Raw genomic sequence first — 17,898 nt, forward strand, 5'->3', positions numbered from 1 at the left:
GCGCTTGCCGAGCCAGACGCGGCCGTCCGGGTGGAAGAGCACCACGCCCACGTTCGGGCGGTAGAATGACAGGTCGGAAGGGGTCATGGGTCGTCGGGCGCGTCAGCGCTTGGCGGTGAGGGCGCTGGCGGGCGCCAACTGGTAGCCTCTCTGTTCCACCTCATTGGCCCAGGACGCAACCTTCTCCAGCGTCACGGGATAGGCGAAGCCCGACCCGAGGGCCTGGCCGCGCTGCAGGGCGCCGGCCTCGAGGGCCGCAAGCTGCTGGTCGATAGCCGGCCCAGAGAGCTTGTCGTCGATCACCCGCTCGGCCGTGGCGCGGGACATGCCGCCGCCGCGCCGCGCCGCCGAGCCGTCGTCGATGAAGGCGAGGCCGCGGGCCTTCACGGAACTGGCGAAGGCGTTGTAGGCCGTGTCGACGCCGAGGAAGCGCGAGCCCAGGTAGTTGGTCAAGCCGAAGTAGCCGGTGGCGCGGCTGAGGATCCACTCCAGCTTCTTCACCGTCTCGGGCGGCTGGCCGGCCGCCATCAGGGTGTAGGGACCGGGGTCGTTGTCCGGGTAGTCGACCGGCTCCATCGGCGTCTCGAGCAGCACTTCGTGCCCGTGGGCGCGGGCCATGTCGATCCAGCCCTGCAGGCCTTCCGCGTAGACCACGAACGAGAGGGTGACCTCGGGGCGCAGAGTCTCGATCGCCTGGCGGGTGGCGCGGGCGTTGAGGCCCAGGCCGCCGACGACCAGCGCCACCTTGGGTCGCCCGTTGGCGGTGAACGGCCGGGCGTAGGCCTGGGCCGGGGTGCGGCCGTCCTGCGCGATGATCGGCAGAGGGCCGCCGGGGCCGGGCGCATAGAAGCCCGCGATCGGCGCCGCGGCGAGGCCAGGCCCGCTGTAGGCCGGCGCCGACGCCGAATGCGCGGCGGGCGCGCCCGCGCCGGGCGCCAGCGGGCGCTCGGAGAGCCGGACGACGTCGCGGTAGGTGTGCGGCTGGCCATGCACGGGCTTCAGCGCCTCGCGCCAGCCGGCCGGCGCGTGGCCGCCCCCGAGCGGCACGCGCACCTCGGTCGCGCCGCCGCCGACCGGCCCCAGCAGGTTGACCAGCGCGAACACGCAGCCCACGAACAGCGCGGCCGCCGCGCCCAGGCCCACGGCCGGGCTCCTGAACACGCCGCGCAGATCGACCTGCGGCGCCTTGAACTGGGGGAGCGCGATGCTGGCCAAGGTGGGAATTCTCCTTGAGCCTACCCTCGTCCAATATGGTTAACGCCGGCTTTCGGACCGCCGGACACGCGGACTGCGCCGGCTCCGTTTCCGGTCAGCCGCGGGTCCCGAAACGACAGAGCCTCCGCTTTCGCGGAGGCTCGCCGGAAGCAGCGCGGAGCCGCCTTCGTTATTTCTGCGCCGTCGGCGGCGGCTTCACTTCGGCGACCTTGGCCTTCGAGACGATTTCGGCCAGGCGCGCTGTGGGCTTCGGCAGCTTCGGCGTCGCCGCCACCGAGCCGTACTTCAGCACGTCGACGGCGCGGGCCACCTGGAAGTCCTTCTTCTCGTCGAAGTTTTCCGGCGGCGCCTCGGCGGGCTCGTGGGCGCCGCGGCGCACTTTGCCCTCGTCGGCGTTCAGCGCGTTCTTGAAGCTGGCCTCCGAGAACTGGTAGCTGCGGTTGGCGATGATCTGGGCCTCTTCGCGGCTGGACGCGACCTCGAGATCCGGCGTGATGCCGGTCTTCTGGATCGAACGGCCGGAGGGGGTGAAGTAGCGCGCCGTGGTCAGCTTCAGCGCGCCGTCGATCCCGCCGCGGAGCGGGATCACGGTCTGCACCGAGCCCTTGCCGAAGCTGGTCAGGCCCACGAGTTCCGCACGCTTGCGGTCCTGCAGGGCGCCGGCGACGATTTCCGCCGCCGAGGCCGAGCCCGAGTTGATCAGCACCACGATCGGCATCCCGCCGGTGATGTCGCCCGGCCGGGCGTTGTAGCGCTCCACGTCGCGCGGATCGCGACCGCGCTGGCTGACGATCTCGCCGCCCTCCAGGAACAGGTCCGACACGCCGACCGCCTGGTCCAGCAGGCCGCCCGGATTGTTGCGCAGGTCGAGGATCAAGCCCTTGGCCTTCGGGTTCTTGGCGCGGGCGTCGGCGAACGCCGCCTCGGCCTCGTCCGTCGTCTTCTCGTTGAAGCTGGCGATGCGCAGGACGATGTCGTCGCCCTCCAGCCGCGCCGTGACGTTCTTCGGCTTGATGACCTCGCGCACCAGCTTCACGTCGAACGGGTCCGACTTCTCGCGGGCGATGGTGAGCGAGACGGTCTCGCCCGGCTTGCCGCGCATCTGCTTGACCGCCTCGGTGACCGACAGACCCAGCACGCTCTCGCCGTTCACGGCGGTGATGTAGTCGCCGGCCTTGATCCCGGCGCGCGACGCCGGCGTGCCGTCCATCGGCGAGATCACCTTCACGACGCCGTCTTCCGACGTGACCTCGATGCCGAGGCCGCCGTATTCGCCGCGCGTCTGGTCGCGCATGTCGTCGAAGTCTTCGGGATCCAGGTAGCCGGAGTGCGGGTCGAGCGAGGTGAGCATGCCGTCGATCGCCGACTGGATCAGCTTCGTATCGTCCACTTCGGTGACGTACTGGTTCTCGACGGTGTTCAGCACGTCGCCGAACAGGCCGAGCATCCGGTAGGTCTTGGCCCGCGGCTGCGACGAGGCCAGCGCCTGCTGGCTGACGTAGGCCATGGAACCCGCGCCGAGAACGAACGCCGACGCGCCGATCAGGAGATACTTCTTCATAGCCTGGCTCAAACTCCCTTTCGCGGAGACGCCCCGCTTATGGATCAGGCCGAGACGACGGTTTTGAGGCCGCAATCAGCCCGACGTGTTTCAACCGCCCGCCTTACCCAACCATCGGGCCGGATCGACGGGCGAACCCTGCTCGCGCAGCTCCAGATAGAGCTCCGAGGCCGCATGTCGGTCACCGGTAGCCCATCCGACAGGTTGACCCTCCGCGACGGATTGTCCGACCTGAACCGACGTTCTCTCCAGACCAGCAAGCACGAGATGATATCCACCCGCTAGTCTTAATATCACGATGACGCCCCAACCCTTGACCGGGCCCACGTACTGCACGAACCCGGCCGCCGGGCTGACCGCCCGCCCGCCCCGCGGGGCCGAGAGCGTCAGGCCGTTGGAGCGGCCGCCGCCGGCGAGCGGATCGCCGAACCTGCGCAATACGTTCCCGGAGACCGGATAGATGAGCCGCGCGGGCGGCGTGAGCTGAGCCGCGTCGGCGCCGACCGCGCCCCTAAGTCGCAGGCCCGCCGACGACTCCGGCGTCGGCAGGGCTTCGGCCGCGAGGCTGTCCCGCTCGAAGAGGGCCTCGCTCTGGACCGCCGCCAGCCGCCGCTGGCGCATCACCTCGGTGGCGCCCTGGGCATAGGTCTGAGCCCGGCCGGTCAGCTCGGGCGTCATCGCCCGGACCAGGATCGCGGCGCGCACCGCATCACGGGCGTCGCGCGGCGAAACCAGGAGCGCCGGCGGCGGATCGCGCCGCAGCAGCTCCAGCACCGACAGCAGGCGCGAGAGCCGGTGGGCGTTGGCGCCCTGATCGACCGAGAGCGTGGTCTCGGCCGCGTTCAGCCGTTCCAGCCGGTCGTTGGTGGCGGCGAAGGCGGCGGCGCCGGCCAGCAAGGCCGCGACGCCCGAGAACAGGAGGATCCGCATCAGTCCCGATGATACGGTGATCCGGCCAGAATGGAGACCGCCCGGTAGATTTGTTCGCAGAGCATCGCGCGGGCCAGCGCGTGCGGCCAGGTCTGCGGCCCGAACGCCAGCGTTCCCTGCGCCGACTGCACCAGTTCGGGATCGAGCCCGTCGGCCCCGCCGATCAGGAACACGAGCCGCCGCACGCCGCGATCCCGGAGCGTCCCGATCTCTCCGGCGAAGGCCCGCGAAGCCCGCGCCTTGCCGCGCTCGTCGCAGGCGACGACGTGGCTGTCGGCGAGGTGGGCCCGCAGCGCCTCGGCCTCGGCCGGCTTGCCGGGCTTCCGGCTCTCGACCTCCACCACCTCGACCGGCCCCAGGCCCAGCGCCCGCCCGGCCGCGGTGGCCCGCTCGACGTACAGCTTCACGAGCTCGGTCTCGGGCGAGCGCGAAAGCCGCCCGATGGCGACGACGGAGATCCTCACTCCGTCAGCGGCGGCGGCGGCACGAAGCCGCCGAACTCGCGTTCGATCAGGCCGGCCACATGGATGGTCGTGCGGTCCTCGAGGTAAGGGCCGACGATCTGCGCGCCGATGGGCAGGCCGCCCCTCGAGAAGCCGATCGGGATCGCCGTCGCCGGAAGGTTGGGCAGCAGCGCCACGCCCGGCCAGGCCAGTTGATCGAAGTAGATGGTGGCCTTGCCGTCGATCGTCAGCCGCTGCGCCTCGCGGTCCTCGCTGTCGTCGTGCGCGAACGCCGTGGTCCCGAACGTCGGCATGATCACCACGTCGAAGTCCTCGAAGAACGTCGCCCACAGCCGGCGGAAGTGGAGCTGGGCGTCCAGCGCGTTCATCCACTCGTGCGCGTTGATCGGCTGCGCGCCCGGAGTGCCCCGGCTCATCGCCGCGCCCAGGATCTGCATGTAGACGCCGTGCTGGGCCGCGAGGTCTGGCAGCGCGTCGCTGCCCCGGAAGACCGCACAGCCCAGGCGGTTCAGGCGCTCGCCCAGCGCCTCGACCGCCGCAGCGACTTCGCTGTCGGTGGCGGCCAGCGGATGGCGGGTCAGGACCAGGATGCGGTAGTCGGCTAGGTCCTTGTGCCGCGGCGGCGCCAGGTTCAGCGCATAGCCCTTCGCCTCCTCGGGCTCGGGGCCGGCGACGACGTCCAGCGCCCGCTGCAGGTCGGCCGCCGTCCGCGCCATCGGCCCCACCACCGCCAGCGGGATCGGCCCGCCATCCGTGCCCGGCGGAGTGTGGCCGCGGCTCGGGACGAGGTTGTAGGTCGGCTTGTGGCCGTAGACGCCGCAGAACGCCGCCGGGATGCGGATCGACCCGCCGATGTCCGAGCCGATCTCCAGCGGCGTCATGCCCGAGGCCAGGGCCGCGGCGCTGCCGCCCGACGAGCCGCCCGGCGACAGGCCCAGATCCCAGGGGTTCTTCGTGCGGCCATAGATCGGGTTGTTGCTCTGCCAGTCCGCCAGGAACGGCGGCACGTTGGTCTTGCCGACCACGATCGCGCCCGCCGCCCTCAGCCGCTGCACCGCCACAGCGTCGACAGGCGCGGTCCAGCCGGTGAAGGCCGGACTGCCCCAGGTCGACGGCAGGCCCTCGACGTTGTTGCTTTCCTTCACCGTCATCGGCAGGCCCAGCAGCGGGCGGCGCTCGCCCTTGGCGATCAGGGCGTCGGCAGCCTTCGCCGCGCTGCGGGCGCGATCGAAGTCGCGGACCACCACGGCGTTCAGCGCGCGGTCGCGATCCTCGATGCGGGCGATCAGCGCGTCGGTCAGCTCCAGCGCCCCCACCTTGCGCTGGGCGAGCATCTCGACGAGCTCGCCCGCGCTGTGGTCGACGACATCGCGGCCCGCCTTGTCGTGGCTGGGGGTCTCGGACATGGCGTTTTTCTCCCTGGAAGGATCGCATCACCCGGCCCGGCCGGAGTCCAGCCGCGAATGACGGGCTCAGGCCACGGGCTCGCCCAGCACCTCGCTCGAGCGCAGTTGCTCGCGGGCGTCGGCGAACAGGTGCTCGGCGATCTGCACCGCGTTCAGCGCCGCGCCCTTCAGGAGCTGGTCGCCCGAGACGAGCAGGCAGATCGAGCGGCCGGTGGGATCGGCCAGGTCGGTGCGGAAGCGGCCCGCCAGCACGTCGCCCTGCCCCTGGGATTCCGAGGGCATGGGGAAGTGGTTCGCTGCCCGGTCGTCGACGATCCGCACGCCCGGCGCGCCCGCGAGCGCCGCCCGGGCCGCGTCGGGACTGACCGGCTCTGGGAACTCCAGCGTCATGGCGATGGTGTGGGCCCGCAGCACCGGCACGCGGACGCTGGTGATGCCGACCGGCAGGTTCGGGCGGCCCAGCAGGCGCTGGGTCTCGGCGACCACCTTCAGCTCCTCGCCGTTGTAGCCGCTGTCGAGGTCGACGCCGCTGTCGTGGCTGAAGAGGTTGAAGGCGTAGGGATGCTGCAGCACCTGGGGCGTGAAGGTCTCGCCCGCCAGGTGGGCCACCGTCGAGGCCCGCAGTTCCTCCATCGCTGCGGCGCCGGCGCCGGACGCGGCCTGGTAGGTCGAGAGCCGCACCCGCGTCAGGCCGAACGCGCGATGCAGCGGCTGGATGGCCATGGTCGCGATGATCGCGACGCAGTTCGGGTTGGCCACGACGCCGCGGTGCGCCACCAGCATGTCGAGGTTCACCTCGGGCACGACCAGCGGGCAGTCCGGGTCCATCCGGAAGGCCGAGGAGTTGTCGACCACCACCGCGCCGGCGGCGACGGCGACGGGCGCCCAGACCTTCGACTGGCTGGCTCCGGCCGAGAACAGCGCCAGGTCGACGTCGTTGAAGCTTGCGCCGTCCACCGCGTCGACGGTCAGCTCCTCGCCGCGGAACGCCAGCTTGCGGCCGGCCGAGCGCGGCGAGGCCAGCAGCTTCAGCCGCGCCAGCGGGAAGTCGCGCTGCTCGAGGCAGCGGATCAGCTCGACGCCCACGGCGCCGGTCGCGCCGAGGATGGCGACGTTGGGATGGGCTCTGCGGAAGGACTGGAAGGTCATGGTGCGTCTCCTGGGTGGGCGGAGGCGCGGGGTGCTGGTCCGGTGATCGGGGCCCCGCGCTTCGGCGGGGCTCTCTCCGGGTGTGTGCTCGCTCAGATCACGCGCGCACCCGTCGACGCCCCGCAGGAGCGGGTCGTTTTCCGGGTGATAATCATGGTCGCGCGGACGAACATCGCCGCGCCCTCTAGCGGCCGCGGGCGCGGCTGTAAAGCACGATCAGACGACGGCGCGGTGGCCGCCGGTCTCGACCGACCAGATCTTCTCGATGTTGTAGAAGGAGCGGACCTCGGGCCGGAACAGGTGGACGATCACGTCTCCGGCGTCGATCAGCACCCAGTCCGCGCTGGGCATGCCTTCTACCCGGCACTTGCCGTAGCCCGCCTCCTTCAGCGCGCGCAGCAGGTGATCGGCCATCGCGCCCACGTGCCGCTGGGAGCGGCCGGACGCGACGATGAGCCCGTCGGCGACGGGGCTCTTTCCCTTGAGGTCGATGAAGACGACGTCCTGGGCCTGATCGTCGTCCAGACGATTGAGGATCAGGTCCTCGATCGCGGTGTTGCGGCCCTGGTCCTGAGTCGAAACCTCGGGCTTGGCCGGGGTCTCATGCGCACTCGGCGCGGGATTGCGGTTCAGCGGGGTAGCTCCTTTGTGTCCTCGCCAGTGGGAGCCTACCACATCAGGGGCTCGCGGTCAGGCGCCCTCGCAAGGCTATCAAGCCGCGGGACCGCGCCTGTGTTCCGCGCCGCTCAGGCCTTGGGCGCCGATGCGGTCCGGGCGCGGGCCCGAAGCGCCGTCGACGACTGGAAATTGAAGCGTCCGAACAGGAAGGCCCAGGCCGGCGTCCGGGCGTCGGGCAGGCGGATCACCGAGGCGCTGGGCAGGCGCGCGTGGGTGAAACGGCGGGCGGCCGGCGAGAAGCGACTCTTCAGCGAGATCCACGGCCGCGAGACCACGGCCACCGGAACCTCGCGCATGATGTCGGTCCAGCCCTTCCAGCGGTGGAAGCTGGCCAGGCTGTCGGCGCCCATGATCCAGACGAACTTCACGCCAGGGAAGCGCGCCTTCAACGTGCGGATCGTGTCGACGGTGTAGGCCGAGCCCAGTTTCGCCTCGGCGCCCGTGACGATCATCCCGGGGTCCTTGGTGACCGCCTTCACCGCGGCGATGCGCGCGTCGAAGTCGGCCGTCTCATGGCCGCGCTTGAGCGGGTTCTGCGGCGAGACCAGCCAGATGACCCGATCCAGGCCCAGGCGGCGCTTGGCCGTCTCCGCGACGTGGGCATGGCCATCGTGGACCGGATTGAACGAGCCGCCGTAGAGCCCGACCTTCATCCCCCGGCTGAGCGTGAACCCCAGCCGCAGCGCCTTCGGTCGGCCGGCGAGGGGTGCGCGCCGCGCAGGACCTGCGAACCACATCGGCGGCGGCTACCGGGCGCGAGGCGGGGTGGCTGCGCCCCCGCGGTCGAGGGCGAGGTCGGCCTGGCGCACGCGGGCGCGGACCGTGAACACGCCATCCCCGGCCAGCACGCCGCCCCGCGCGAAGAGCCGCCCCTGCTCCCAGTTGGAGAGTCCCAGCTCGGGCTTGCTCAGCGCGTACTGCCCGTCGACCCAGCGGGTGAATCCGTCGCCGACGAAGGGCGCGTCGATCGTCTCGTAGAACCGCGCGTGCGCCGCGGCGTCCTCGGAGATCAGGGTCGCGGCGAACCGCGGGCTGTGGCGGTTGAACAGGGCCACCGCCTCGGCGACGTCGGCCACCACCTTGAGCGTCACCTCCGGCGTCTCCTCCCACTCCCACTCGCGGCCGAGATCGGCGTCGGCCAGCGGCTCGGCCAGCGGCTCCTCGGTCGGACCCTCGGCGCGGACGACGGTGGCGCGCGCCGTGCGCCAGCGCGCCGGCAGGCGCTCCCAGTCGGCCTGCGCCACATGCAGCTTCACGCCCCTGCGGCGCTCGCCGGCGCGCTCCAGGGCCTCCAGGAACACCGCGATCAGCTCGTCCGCCCGCTCGCGCACGACGCAGCAGACGTTCAGCGTGTTGCAGACCTTGCGGTCCAGGGAGTGGAAGACCGCGGCATGGAAGCGGTCCGTGTCGGCGGTCGCGTCGGCCACCATCCAGGCGCCGCCCGTGCCGTGCAGGCTGACGGGCGTCCCGGCCTGCCGCGCGATGGCGCCCAGTTGCGCCACCGCCGGCCCCGAGCCCCGCGCCACCGCCAGCGAGAGCCGGCCGTCCGCGAACATCGCCCAGCCCGCCGCGTGCGCCGCGGAATCCACCAGCACCGCCGCGCCGTCCGGCAGTCCGGCCTCGGCGATCGCGGGGTCCAGCGCCTCGGCCACGATGGCGCGAGCGGTGCCCAGCGCGTCCGAGCCGATGCGGAAGACCACCGTGTTGCCCGCCCGGATCACGCCCGTGGCGTCGGCGAAGACGTTGGGCCGGCCCTCGAACACGAAGCCCACGGCGCCGAGCGGCGCGGTCACCTGCTCCACCATCCAGCCCTCGTGGGCCACCGTCTCGATCACGCGGCCGCGCGGTGGCTCGGCGTCGCGCCAGGCCCGCAGCCCGGCGACCATGTCGGCCCGCATCGCGTCCGACGCGATCAGCCGGGTCGTCGAACGGCCCCGCGCCCTGGCGCTCTGCACGTCGGCGGCGTTGGCCGCGGCGATCCTCGCCCAGACAGCGTCATCCTCCAGCCGGCGCGCGAAGGCGTCGAAGAAGGCGGTGACGGCGGCGTCGTCCACCTCGCCCATGCGCGCGAAGGCGCCGACGGCGCGGCCGACCGCGGCGGCGGCGGCGGCCTGTTCGCGGGCCGGGATGTGCAGGAGGTCCCCGGTGTCCTGGACCACCACCAGCCGGTCGCCCGGCCGGAAGGCGGCGGCGAGTTCGGCGCTCACGTAGGCGACGCGGTCGCCGGCGAACGGAATCGCCTGGCCAGGCGCGAGCGCTTCCAGCCGGCCGACGCCGGCCGTAGTCGGCTGCGCCGCCTGCGCCTCCCTGCCTGATGCGCCGTCGTCCACGGCTCCCCCTTATGCTCGCCCTGAGCCTAACCTAGGCGGTGAGAGCGCCCGCGGCCAGCGCATCCCAACGCGTAGGGCTTTTCCTCTAAACAGCATCCAATGTGCCCGCGACGCGCTGCAGCGCCAGATCGTCGGCGTGGACCACGGGCCCCGAGGTGTAGCCGAGCGCCGCCTCGACGGCGTCCGACTTCAGTCCACAGATCCGCGCCGCATGGTCCGAGGGATAGCGCACGAGGCCCCGGCCGATCTCGAGTCCCGCCTCGTCGCGCACGACCACGGCGTCGCCCTTGTCGAACCGGCCCGCGACCGCCTTGACGCCGGCGGCCAGCAGGCTCTTGCCGCGCCGCACGGCGGCCGCCGCGCCGGCGTCCACCGTCAACGACCCGGCCGGCGCCAGCGAGCCGGCGATCCACGCCTTGTAGGCCGCCCGCGGGCTCGTCTCCGGCTCGACCACGGTGGCCGCCGCGCCCGCCTCGATGGCCGCCAGGGGGGCCGAGCGCTCGCCCAGGGTGATGATCGTGGCGCAGCCGGCGTGGCTCGCGATCCGCGCCGCCTCCAGCTTGGTCGCCATGCCGCCCGTGCCGACGCCCGCCGTCGCGTTGGCGCCGCCGCCCATCGCCTCGATCTCCGGCGTCAGGCGCGGGACCCGCGGGATCAGCGTCGCCGCCGGATCGCGCCGCGGATCGGCCGTGTAGAGCCCTTCCACGTCGGACAGCAGCACCAGCGCCTCGGCGCCCACCAGTTGCGCCACGCGGGCCGAGAGCCGGTCGTTGTCGCCGACCCGGATCTCCTCGGTGACGACGGTGTCGTTCTCGTTGATCACCGGGATCACGCCGAGGCCCAGCAGCGTCTCCACGGTCGCGCGCGCGTTCAGCCAGCGGCGGCGCACCTCGGTGTCGTCGCGCGTCAGCAGCACCTGCGCGCAGATCAGGGCGCGCGGCGCCAGCGCCTCCTCCCACGCCTGCATCAGCGCCGACTGCCCGGCCGCCGCGGCGGCCTGCTTCTCGGGCAGGCTCAGCGCCCGCTTGCCCAGGCCCAGCCTGCGCCGCCCCAGCGCCACCGCGCCGGACGAGACGATCAGCACCTGCTGCCCCCGCGCCCGCAGCCGCGCCACGTCGGCGGCGAAGTCGGCGAGCCACGCGCCGTGCGCCGCGCCGTCGGGCCCCACCAGCAGCGCCGAGCCGACCTTCACGACGACCCGGCGGGCAGACGCGATCTCGCTCATCAGGGCCGCCATTCCTCGGGCGAGGCTTCCTCGGCGGCGATCTCGCCCTTCTTCTCGCGGACCAGGGCGTAGGCCGCGCGCAGGATCTCGGTGACGCCGATCTTCGCCACGCCGGAGACGCGCCGGACCTTGTGGCCCACCACCGCCTCCAGTTCGGCCGCCCTGGCCTCGATGGTCTCGGCGTCGAGCGCGTCGATCTTGTTCAGCGCCACGATCTCGGCCTTGTCCTCCAGGCCCTCGCCGTAGGCCTCGAGCTCATGCCGCACCGTCTGCCAGGCGCCGGCGACGTCCTCCTGCGTCGCGTCGACCAGATGCACCAGCACCGCCGTCCGCTCCACGTGGCCCAGGAACCGTGTCCCGATGCCGGCCCCCTCGCTCGCGCCCTCGATCAGGCCGGGGATGTCGGCCAGGACGAAGCGCTCGCCGACGGAGAGATCGACCATGCCGAGGTTCGGCGCCAGGGTGGTGAAGGGATAGTCGGCGATCTTGGGCTTCGCCGCGCTCGACGCGGCCAGGAAGGTGGACTTGCCCGCGTTGGGCAGCCCGACAAGCCCGACGTCGGCGATCAGCTTCAGCCGCAGCCAGAGCGCCATCTCCTGGCCTTCCTGGCCGGGGTTGGCGTGGCGGGGCGCCTGGTTCACGGGGCCCTTGAAGCGCTCGTTGCCCCAGCCGCCGTTGCCGCCCTGCAGGAGCTGGAGCCGCTGGCCCGCCACCGACATGTCGGCGATGAGGTTCTTGTCCTCGTCGAGGACCTCCGTCCCGACCGGGACCTTCAGGACGACGTCGGCGCCGGCGGCGCCGTGGCGGCTGCGGCCCATGCCGTGGACGCCCGTGCCCGCGCGGAAATGCTGCTGGTAGCGGTAGTCGATGAGGGTGTTCAGGCCCTCGACGGCCTCTATCCAGACGTCGCCGCCCCGGCCGCCGTCGCCGCCGTCGGGGCCGCCGAACTCGATGTACTTCTCGCGCCGGAACGAGACGGCGCCGCCGCCGCCCGCGCCGCTCTTCACGTAGACTTTGACCTGGTCGAGGAACTTCATCGGGACATCAGTCGGATCGTGGCCGCGGCGGCGAGCGATTTCAGCACCGCGCCGGGCAGGAGGGGGACGATGCCGACGGTCAGCGCCGGCTTCGGGTCCATGAACGCAGCGAGACCGGCCCAGCCGACCGCGAGCACGATGGCATGGCCGCCCAGGACGAGGAACCCGAGCGGGACCCAGCCCCTGGCCTTCGGCGCGGCCTCGCCCACGACCCAGACGGCGGCGGCCATCCCGGCCAGGAAGCCCGCCGTGTGGCCGGTCACCGCACGCCAGCCGCCGGCGCCGTCCGCCAGCACCGGCAGGCCGAACGCCGCGGCGGCGAGCCAGGCCAGCACCGCGAGCAGGCCCAGCCGCCCCCCGAACAGCCCGGCGATCACGAACAGCGCGTAGGTCTGCAGCGTGATCGGGACGGGGCCGAGGTCGAAGCTCACCCGCCCGGCCGCGGCCAGGGCGAGCGCCCCCGCCACCACCGCCGCGGCCTGGAAGGGCAGCGGCTGGCTGGAGGCGCCGGAAGCGCGGCGGCGGGAAGCGGCGGCGGTCATGGCGTGCGCATACCAGCCCTAGGCGAGCCAGACCATCATGCGGGTGGCCACCGCCTCGTCGCGGGCCACGCTGAAGCGCTGCTCGACGTCGCCCGTATAGAGGAAGCCCGCCTTCACCAGCACGCCGGCCGAGGCGCGGTTGTCGGCGAAGTGGCCGGCCCAGACCGCATTGCGACCCCAGTCGCCGCGCGCCCAGACCATCGCCGCCTTCAGCGCCTCGCTGGCATAGCCGCGGCCCCAGAACGGCCGGCCCAGCCAGTAGCCGACCTCCGGCCGCCGAGGGTCGGTCCCGTCGAAGCCCAGCACGCCCATCACGCCGAGCTGGCGATGCTCGATGGCGAAGTTGACCTCGCGCCGCGGATCGCGCCCCTGGGTGTAGCCCACGAACCACTCGGCGTCGGAGAGCGCATAGGGATGCGGGATGCGCGCGGTCATGGCCGCCACGTCGAAGTCACCCGCCAGTTCGGCCATCGCCGGCGCGTCGCCCGGCACGAGCCCGCGGAGCACCAGGCGTTCGGTCCCGATCGCCGGCCGCACATCGACTGCACACATTTCCCTACCTCCCGGCCCCTTCTTGGTTGTGTGGGGGCCCAAAACGACTGCGGGGAGCCCGGACGCACCGGACTCCCCGCGAAGGTCGTCTGTCCGGTCCGCCGTAAGTAGCTGGCGGACCCGGAGAAAGAGGGTTCCGCCTATTCGGCTGCGATCACCTTGTCGGCCGGCACCACGGTGGCGTAGGTGCGATTCTTGGCCTTGGTGACGAACTTCACCGCGCCGGTGACGAGCGCGAAGAGGGTATGGTCCTTGCCCATGCCCACGCCTTCGCCCGGCCAGAACTTGGTGCCGCGCTGGCGCACGATGATCGAGCCGGCGTTGATGGCTTCGCCGCCGAACTTCTTCACGCCGAGACGGCGGCCCGCGGAATCGCGACCGTTGCGCGACGAACCACCGGATTTCTTGTGAGCCATGAGGTGCTCCTGTCCTTACTGAGCGGCCGGATTACTCCGCCGCGTCGTCCTTCTTGGCAGCCGCCTTCTTGGCGGCCGGCTTCTTGGCTTCACCTTCGGCCTTGGGGGCGGCGGCCTTCTTCGGCGCGGCCTTCCTGGCTTCGGTTTCCACCGGGGCGTTCGCCTGGGCGGCCGCAGCGGCTTCCTCGACGACCTCGTCGGTCACCTTGGGGGCCTTGGCCTTCGCGGCGGCCTTCGGGGCCGGCGCGGCCTCGGCGGCCTGCTCGGCGCGGGTCTTGCGCGGCTGGTTCATCGTCGCGAAGTCGAGGCCGCGGGCGCGGGCGTCCAGCTCGGCCTTGGTGACCAGCGAGACTTCGCCGTCCCACTTGGTCTCCTTGCCGCCGGCGGTGATGCCGGTGACGCGCAGGACCGACTCGGCCTGGCGGTGACCGCGGGTGCGGCGATAGCCCTGGCGACGGATCTTCTTGAAGATCTTCACCTTGTCGCCCTTGCGGGTCTCGATGAGGGTCGCGGCGACGGACGCGCCGGCCACGAGGGGGGCGCCGACCGTCACGGTCTCGCCTTCGCCCAGGAGCAGGACGTCGCCGAACGCGACCTTCGCGCCGGGCTCGCCATCCAGCTTTTCGACGACCAGCAGGTCCCCGGGCTGAACCCGGTACTGCTTGCCGCCGGTCTTGATCACCGCGTACATCGTCTCTCGCGCCTTTGTATTTCTTCTTGATTGAAAGCGTTTTCGCGCCCGACGGAGACCCGCCGGACGAGGGAGGCGCGGTTATACAGCGGGACGTCCGCGAGTCAACGGTGGGGCGCGCGGTGACCCGGTGCTGGCGCCCGCTGGACTCATTGCGCCGATCCGAAGACCGGGCCGGAGGGTCTGCCTGGCCATCCGCCCCGCCCGGCATCCCGAACAAACGCGGCGGACGCTGCGCCTGCATGATCCAGTCTCGGAGGCCGCCCATTGAGCATGGGCATTGTCGCGACCGCGGCCGAGTAGCCGCTGAACGCAAAGATCGCATCCAGATCCCCGGCTAACATTTGCCGCGCAGGGCGGTCTTTCGTCGGCAAGCTGGGGGCGAGACAGGATGTCCAAGGGTCTTCGGGCGGCGGCGTGGCTGGGGATCGTCGCAGCAGTGTCGGCCGGCGCGCCCGCGGCTGAAGCGCAACTCGGCGTGCAGACCCGGCCGGAGCTCCCCGAGGTCTCCTCGGCCTGGCGGACCCTGATCGACGCCGACCTGACCTTCCTCGCGGCCACCATCCAAAGGAACTACATCTACGCGAACTATCAGGCTGGCCCCGAGTGGCGGACCCTGTTCGACGGGGCGCTGTCGCAGGCGCGCCGGGAGGCCCGGCTCGTGGGCGATTTCGGCAGCTACCGCGCCGTGATCCAGCACTACCTCGGAGCCTTCCAGGACCCGCACCTCAGCGGGTACTTCCAGGCCAAGCCGGCGGCCGGCCGCTTCCCGGGTTTCACCATGAAGTACAGCGGCGGACACTTCGTGGTGGACCGCACCTTCCGCAGGGATATTGCGTCGGGCGCAGAGATCGAGAGTTGCGATGGCAAGCCGACCGCCGCGCTGATCGACGAGGTCTCGCCCTTCTTCGGCGGGCCGCGCGGCCGCGACACGACCCGCGCCACAGTGGCCCAGCAGTATCTGATCGACACGGCCAACCCGCTCTACGCCTTGCCGAAGGTCTGCCGCGTCGCCGGCAAGGACCTGACCCTGACCTGGTCGACCCCGCCCGACGGCGTGCTGGACGCCGTGCCCGCCCGGTCCGGGGAATCGCCCTCGACGCTGCGGGACGAGACCCTCGCCATCAGCGACTTCGGGCCGAACGGCGCCTGGGTGCGCGTGGGGACCATGTACCCGGTCACGCAGGATCAGGCGGCCGCCTTCCAGGCGCTGATCGACCGCGCCCCGTCGCTCCGCACCAGGCAGGTCGTAGTGTTCGACGTCCGCGGAAACCGCGGCGGCAACTACAACTGGTTCATGGGCTTGCTGCGCGGCCTGTATGGACAGCCCTACGCCGACCACTACGCCCGCGCCCGTCTCGGGATCGCGCCGGTGATCTTCACGCCCCCCGGCGAGCGCCAGGACCCCAGCGCGGGATTCGCCGGCGAAGCGCTGACCATCAAGCCGCCAGCCGACCCGCCGCTGACACTGTCGGCCCCGAAGGTCAGCACGCTGGCGAATGGGGGCACGCTGATGCAGATGGCGGCGCCACTGGCGTCCATCACCTATCCGACCGCCGCGCCGGCGAGCTTGACCAAGGCGAAGGTCTACGTCCTGACGGACTTCGGCTGCGCCAGCGCCTGCATCTCCTTCGTCGACGAGATGATGCGGTTCCCGGGGGTGACCCTCGTCGGCGCCGAGACGCACATCGACCGGCGCGCAGGGGGCTTCCCGCTGGGGTACGAAGCGCCGAGCGGTCTGGTGGTCGCCCGGATGGGCCGTATGACCCGCGAGGGTCGGGCCCGCGGCGAGAACGAGGCGTGGGCGCCCGGCGCCGAGAACCGCTATTCCGGCGACATTGCGGACACGGCCGCGGTGAAGCAGTGGCTGACGAGGTCGGTGCTGCCGCGCGATCGTGCGGCCGGCGCGAAGTGGACCCAGACGGCGACGCTGAAGGGACCCGAGTAGCGGGCAGAGAATCGGATGCCGCGTGCGCGTCGGAGCTGGCAGAGTGGGGTCGGCTTGACACGCCTCGCCCCGCAGGCTCGCAATCAACCATGGATTTAGGGGCGGGAAGCATCCCTCGGGATGCCTCCTTCGGGGACGGACAGCTTTGCAGGAGTCAGGGTTCAGGCGCTTCCTCGCCGGTCGGCTGGGGGAGAGGTCGATCGACAGCTACATCGCCTACTGCCAGCGGGTGCGGCGGGACGTCGGGCTCGATCTCGATACCTCCGACCTCAGCGAGGTCGGCCTTGCGAACATCCGCCGCGAGCTCGCGGCGGCGGGGGCTGCGGAAGCCAGCGCCCGCAACTGCCTTTCGGCGTTGCGGGCCTACGCGGAGTTCCGCGACGGAGCCCGGCCCGACGCGCGGGCCAGAGTCACGGGCATGCAGATCACACGCGAACAGCGGGAGGCCTGGGCGGCAAACACGGCCGATGGTCCCTTCAACCGCTGGCTCGACGCACAGGTGCGCGGCGAGGATGGCCGGTTGGACGCCGAGCGGCTGCATGCGCTGGCCGAGCAGTATGGCGTGCATCGCCGCGCCGAGTACGCCCATCTGAACGCAGGGCAGCAGCGGATGAACCTGGGCAACATGCTGCGCAGCCGCGTGCCGCGCTCAGCCTACGAGACGGCGCCCGACGCCGAGAGCTCGGCGCCACTCGCCCCCCCGCCGCTCGGGGCGCCGATCGCGAACGTGGCGATTTCGGCGCCTCCTGCCGCGCCGCCGCGACCGGACTTCATCACCGGCGCAAGGGTCGGAGAACTCCTCGGGCTCTACGGCCAGATCATGGACGAGCTGCGCGCCCGCGACGTGGTGCGGACGGGAAACTCGCCGGTCGGAGACTACGCCGAGTTGCTGTTCGCCCGCGCATTCGACTGGACGCTGGCGGGCAATTCGGCGGCCGGCCACGACGCCACCGACGCGGATGGGCGTCGTTACCAGATCAAGGGGCGACGGCTGACCTCGCCGTCTGCGTCCCGGCAGTTGAGCGCCATACGCAAGCTGCACGAGCAACCCTTCGACTACCTGGCCGCCGTCCTGTTCGACGCCTCTTTCAAGGTCAGCAGGGCCATCATCCTGCCCCTCGACGTGGTCGCGGCAAGGGCGCGGCGGACGGATCACACGAACAGTTGGCTGTTCATCCTCGACGACCGCCTGTGGCAGGCGCCGGGGGCTCGCGACGTCACGGCCGAGATCGCGGTGGCGGCGGGGCTGCTGTAGGGCACGAAGCATCCCGGAAGCACGAAGCATCCCGGAAGGATGCCTGAGGAGCGAACTGATGAACTGGGACCTCCTGCGGCCGTCGCGGCTGCTCAACAGCATTCCGGAGGTGCTGGCGGTCTATGCGGCGGCGTATGCGACCTGCGTCGTCGTCGTGAAGGTGTCCGAGGCGTGGAGCGTTCCGGACGCGCTGTGGTTCGGACTGGTGACGATCACCACGACCGGCTACGGCGACCTGTCTCCGCACAGCGTCACGGGCCGGATGGCCGCCGCGGCGCTGATGGTCGTGAGCTGGCTGCTGAACATCCTGCTTGCGGGTCAGGTCGCCGCCAAGCTGATCGTCAACAGCGACGCCTGGACCAACGACGAACAGGAGGAGGTGAAGCGCCTGCTGCGGGAAATCCGCGCGCGGGTGGAGCCGTGATCGCCGGGCGGGGCGCCGTGCGGCTGACGGCGTTGCTGGGCGCGGGCGAGGCGCGGGCGGCCGACGAGTACATGT

Annotated in this window: 17 protein-coding genes and 2 pseudogenes; 3 read left to right on the plus strand and 16 right to left on the minus strand. The window is 71.7% G+C overall.

Translation table 11 applies throughout. The features are described 5' to 3' along the window. The 16 genes and pseudogenes from JNL41_RS17475 to rplU all read right to left on the minus strand — a co-directional run. A pseudogene (locus tag JNL41_RS17475) lies at positions 1-87 on the minus strand (RNA pyrophosphohydrolase); the annotation flags it as partial. A 15-nt stretch (positions 88-102) separates the two neighbouring features. Further along, positions 103-1,215: a divergent polysaccharide deacetylase family protein gene (locus JNL41_RS17480; RefSeq protein WP_293477175.1), complete on the minus strand. Its 1,113-nt coding sequence runs from the start codon at positions 1,213-1,215 to the stop codon at positions 103-105. A 169-nt stretch (positions 1,216-1,384) separates the two neighbouring features. Then, on the minus strand, positions 1,385-2,776 hold the full coding sequence (locus JNL41_RS17485; protein ID WP_293477176.1) for a S41 family peptidase: 1,392 nt from the start codon (positions 2,774-2,776) through the stop codon (positions 1,385-1,387). A gap of 90 nt (positions 2,777-2,866) precedes the next feature. Next, a complete protein-coding gene (locus tag JNL41_RS17490; RefSeq protein WP_293477177.1) occupies positions 2,867-3,706 on the minus strand; it encodes a peptidoglycan DD-metalloendopeptidase family protein in 840 nt (279 codons plus the stop codon). Beyond that, positions 3,706-4,170 (minus strand): 23S rRNA (pseudouridine(1915)-N(3))-methyltransferase RlmH, encoded by a 465-nt coding sequence (gene rlmH, locus JNL41_RS17495; protein WP_293477178.1) that lies wholly within the window; start codon positions 4,168-4,170, stop codon positions 3,706-3,708. Before rlmH ends, JNL41_RS17490 begins: the two co-directional genes overlap by 1 nt. After that, complete coding sequence (locus tag JNL41_RS17500) at positions 4,167-5,576, minus strand: amidase family protein (RefSeq protein ID WP_293477179.1); 1,410 nt, start codon at positions 5,574-5,576, stop codon at positions 4,167-4,169. Before JNL41_RS17500 ends, rlmH begins: the two co-directional genes overlap by 4 nt. Before the next feature lie 66 nt (positions 5,577-5,642). Next, complete coding sequence (locus JNL41_RS17505) at positions 5,643-6,725, minus strand: aspartate-semialdehyde dehydrogenase (protein ID WP_293477180.1); 1,083 nt, start codon at positions 6,723-6,725, stop codon at positions 5,643-5,645. Between the two features lie 216 nt (positions 6,726-6,941). Continuing rightward, positions 6,942-7,400 carry a ribosome silencing factor gene (gene rsfS / locus JNL41_RS17510; RefSeq protein ID WP_293477181.1) on the minus strand — a complete coding sequence of 153 codons (459 nt, stop codon included), beginning with the start codon at positions 7,398-7,400 and terminating at the stop codon, positions 6,942-6,944. Between the two features lie 71 nt (positions 7,401-7,471). Beyond that, positions 7,472-8,140 carry a nicotinate-nucleotide adenylyltransferase gene (locus tag JNL41_RS17515; protein ID WP_293477182.1) on the minus strand — a complete coding sequence of 223 codons (669 nt, stop codon included), beginning with the start codon at positions 8,138-8,140 and terminating at the stop codon, positions 7,472-7,474. Between the two features lie 9 nt (positions 8,141-8,149). Then, on the minus strand, positions 8,150-9,733 hold the full coding sequence (locus tag JNL41_RS17520) for an aldehyde dehydrogenase family protein (protein WP_293477184.1): 1,584 nt from the start codon (positions 9,731-9,733) through the stop codon (positions 8,150-8,152). Positions 9,734-9,818: 85 nt separating this feature from the next. Further along, positions 9,819-10,958, minus strand: coding sequence for a glutamate 5-kinase (gene proB / locus JNL41_RS17525; RefSeq protein WP_293477185.1), 1,140 nt, complete (start codon positions 10,956-10,958; stop codon positions 9,819-9,821). After that, complete coding sequence (gene obgE / locus JNL41_RS17530; RefSeq protein ID WP_293477187.1) at positions 10,958-11,995, minus strand: GTPase ObgE; 1,038 nt, start codon at positions 11,993-11,995, stop codon at positions 10,958-10,960. Before obgE ends, proB begins: the two co-directional genes overlap by 1 nt. Further along, positions 11,992-12,537: a biotin transporter BioY gene (locus JNL41_RS17535; protein ID WP_293477189.1), complete on the minus strand. Its 546-nt coding sequence runs from the start codon at positions 12,535-12,537 to the stop codon at positions 11,992-11,994. The genes obgE and JNL41_RS17535 overlap by 4 nt, the downstream gene beginning before the upstream one ends. Before the next feature lie 18 nt (positions 12,538-12,555). Next, positions 12,556-13,089: a GNAT family N-acetyltransferase gene (locus JNL41_RS17540; RefSeq protein WP_293477191.1), complete on the minus strand. Its 534-nt coding sequence runs from the start codon at positions 13,087-13,089 to the stop codon at positions 12,556-12,558. 140 nt (positions 13,090-13,229) lie between these two features. Beyond that, on the minus strand, positions 13,230-13,505 hold the full coding sequence (rpmA, locus tag JNL41_RS17545) for a 50S ribosomal protein L27 (RefSeq protein ID WP_293477192.1): 276 nt from the start codon (positions 13,503-13,505) through the stop codon (positions 13,230-13,232). A 220-nt stretch (positions 13,506-13,725) separates the two neighbouring features. Beyond that, a pseudogene (gene rplU, locus JNL41_RS17550) lies at positions 13,726-14,196 on the minus strand (50S ribosomal protein L21); the annotation flags it as partial. A 391-nt stretch (positions 14,197-14,587) separates the two neighbouring features. Between rplU and JNL41_RS17555 the strand changes: the two are divergent. The 3 genes from JNL41_RS17555 to JNL41_RS17565 all read left to right on the plus strand — a co-directional run bounded on the left by JNL41_RS17555 (position 14,588) and on the right by JNL41_RS17565 (position 17,823). Continuing rightward, positions 14,588-16,144 carry a S41 family peptidase gene (locus tag JNL41_RS17555; RefSeq protein WP_293477193.1) on the plus strand — a complete coding sequence of 519 codons (1,557 nt, stop codon included), beginning with the start codon at positions 14,588-14,590 and terminating at the stop codon, positions 16,142-16,144. Positions 16,145-16,373: 229 nt separating this feature from the next. Further along, a complete protein-coding gene (locus JNL41_RS17560; RefSeq protein ID WP_293477195.1) occupies positions 16,374-17,399 on the plus strand; it encodes a hypothetical protein in 1,026 nt (341 codons plus the stop codon). 58 nt (positions 17,400-17,457) lie between these two features. Further along, entirely contained in the window at positions 17,458-17,823 is a 366-nt protein-coding gene (locus JNL41_RS17565) for a potassium channel family protein (protein WP_293477197.1), read from the plus strand. Positions 17,824-17,898: the final 75 nt, after the last annotated feature.

Origin of the sequence: Phenylobacterium sp., from assembly GCF_016793285.1 — a bacterium.
GTDB lineage: Bacteria > Pseudomonadota > Alphaproteobacteria > Caulobacterales > Caulobacteraceae > Phenylobacterium.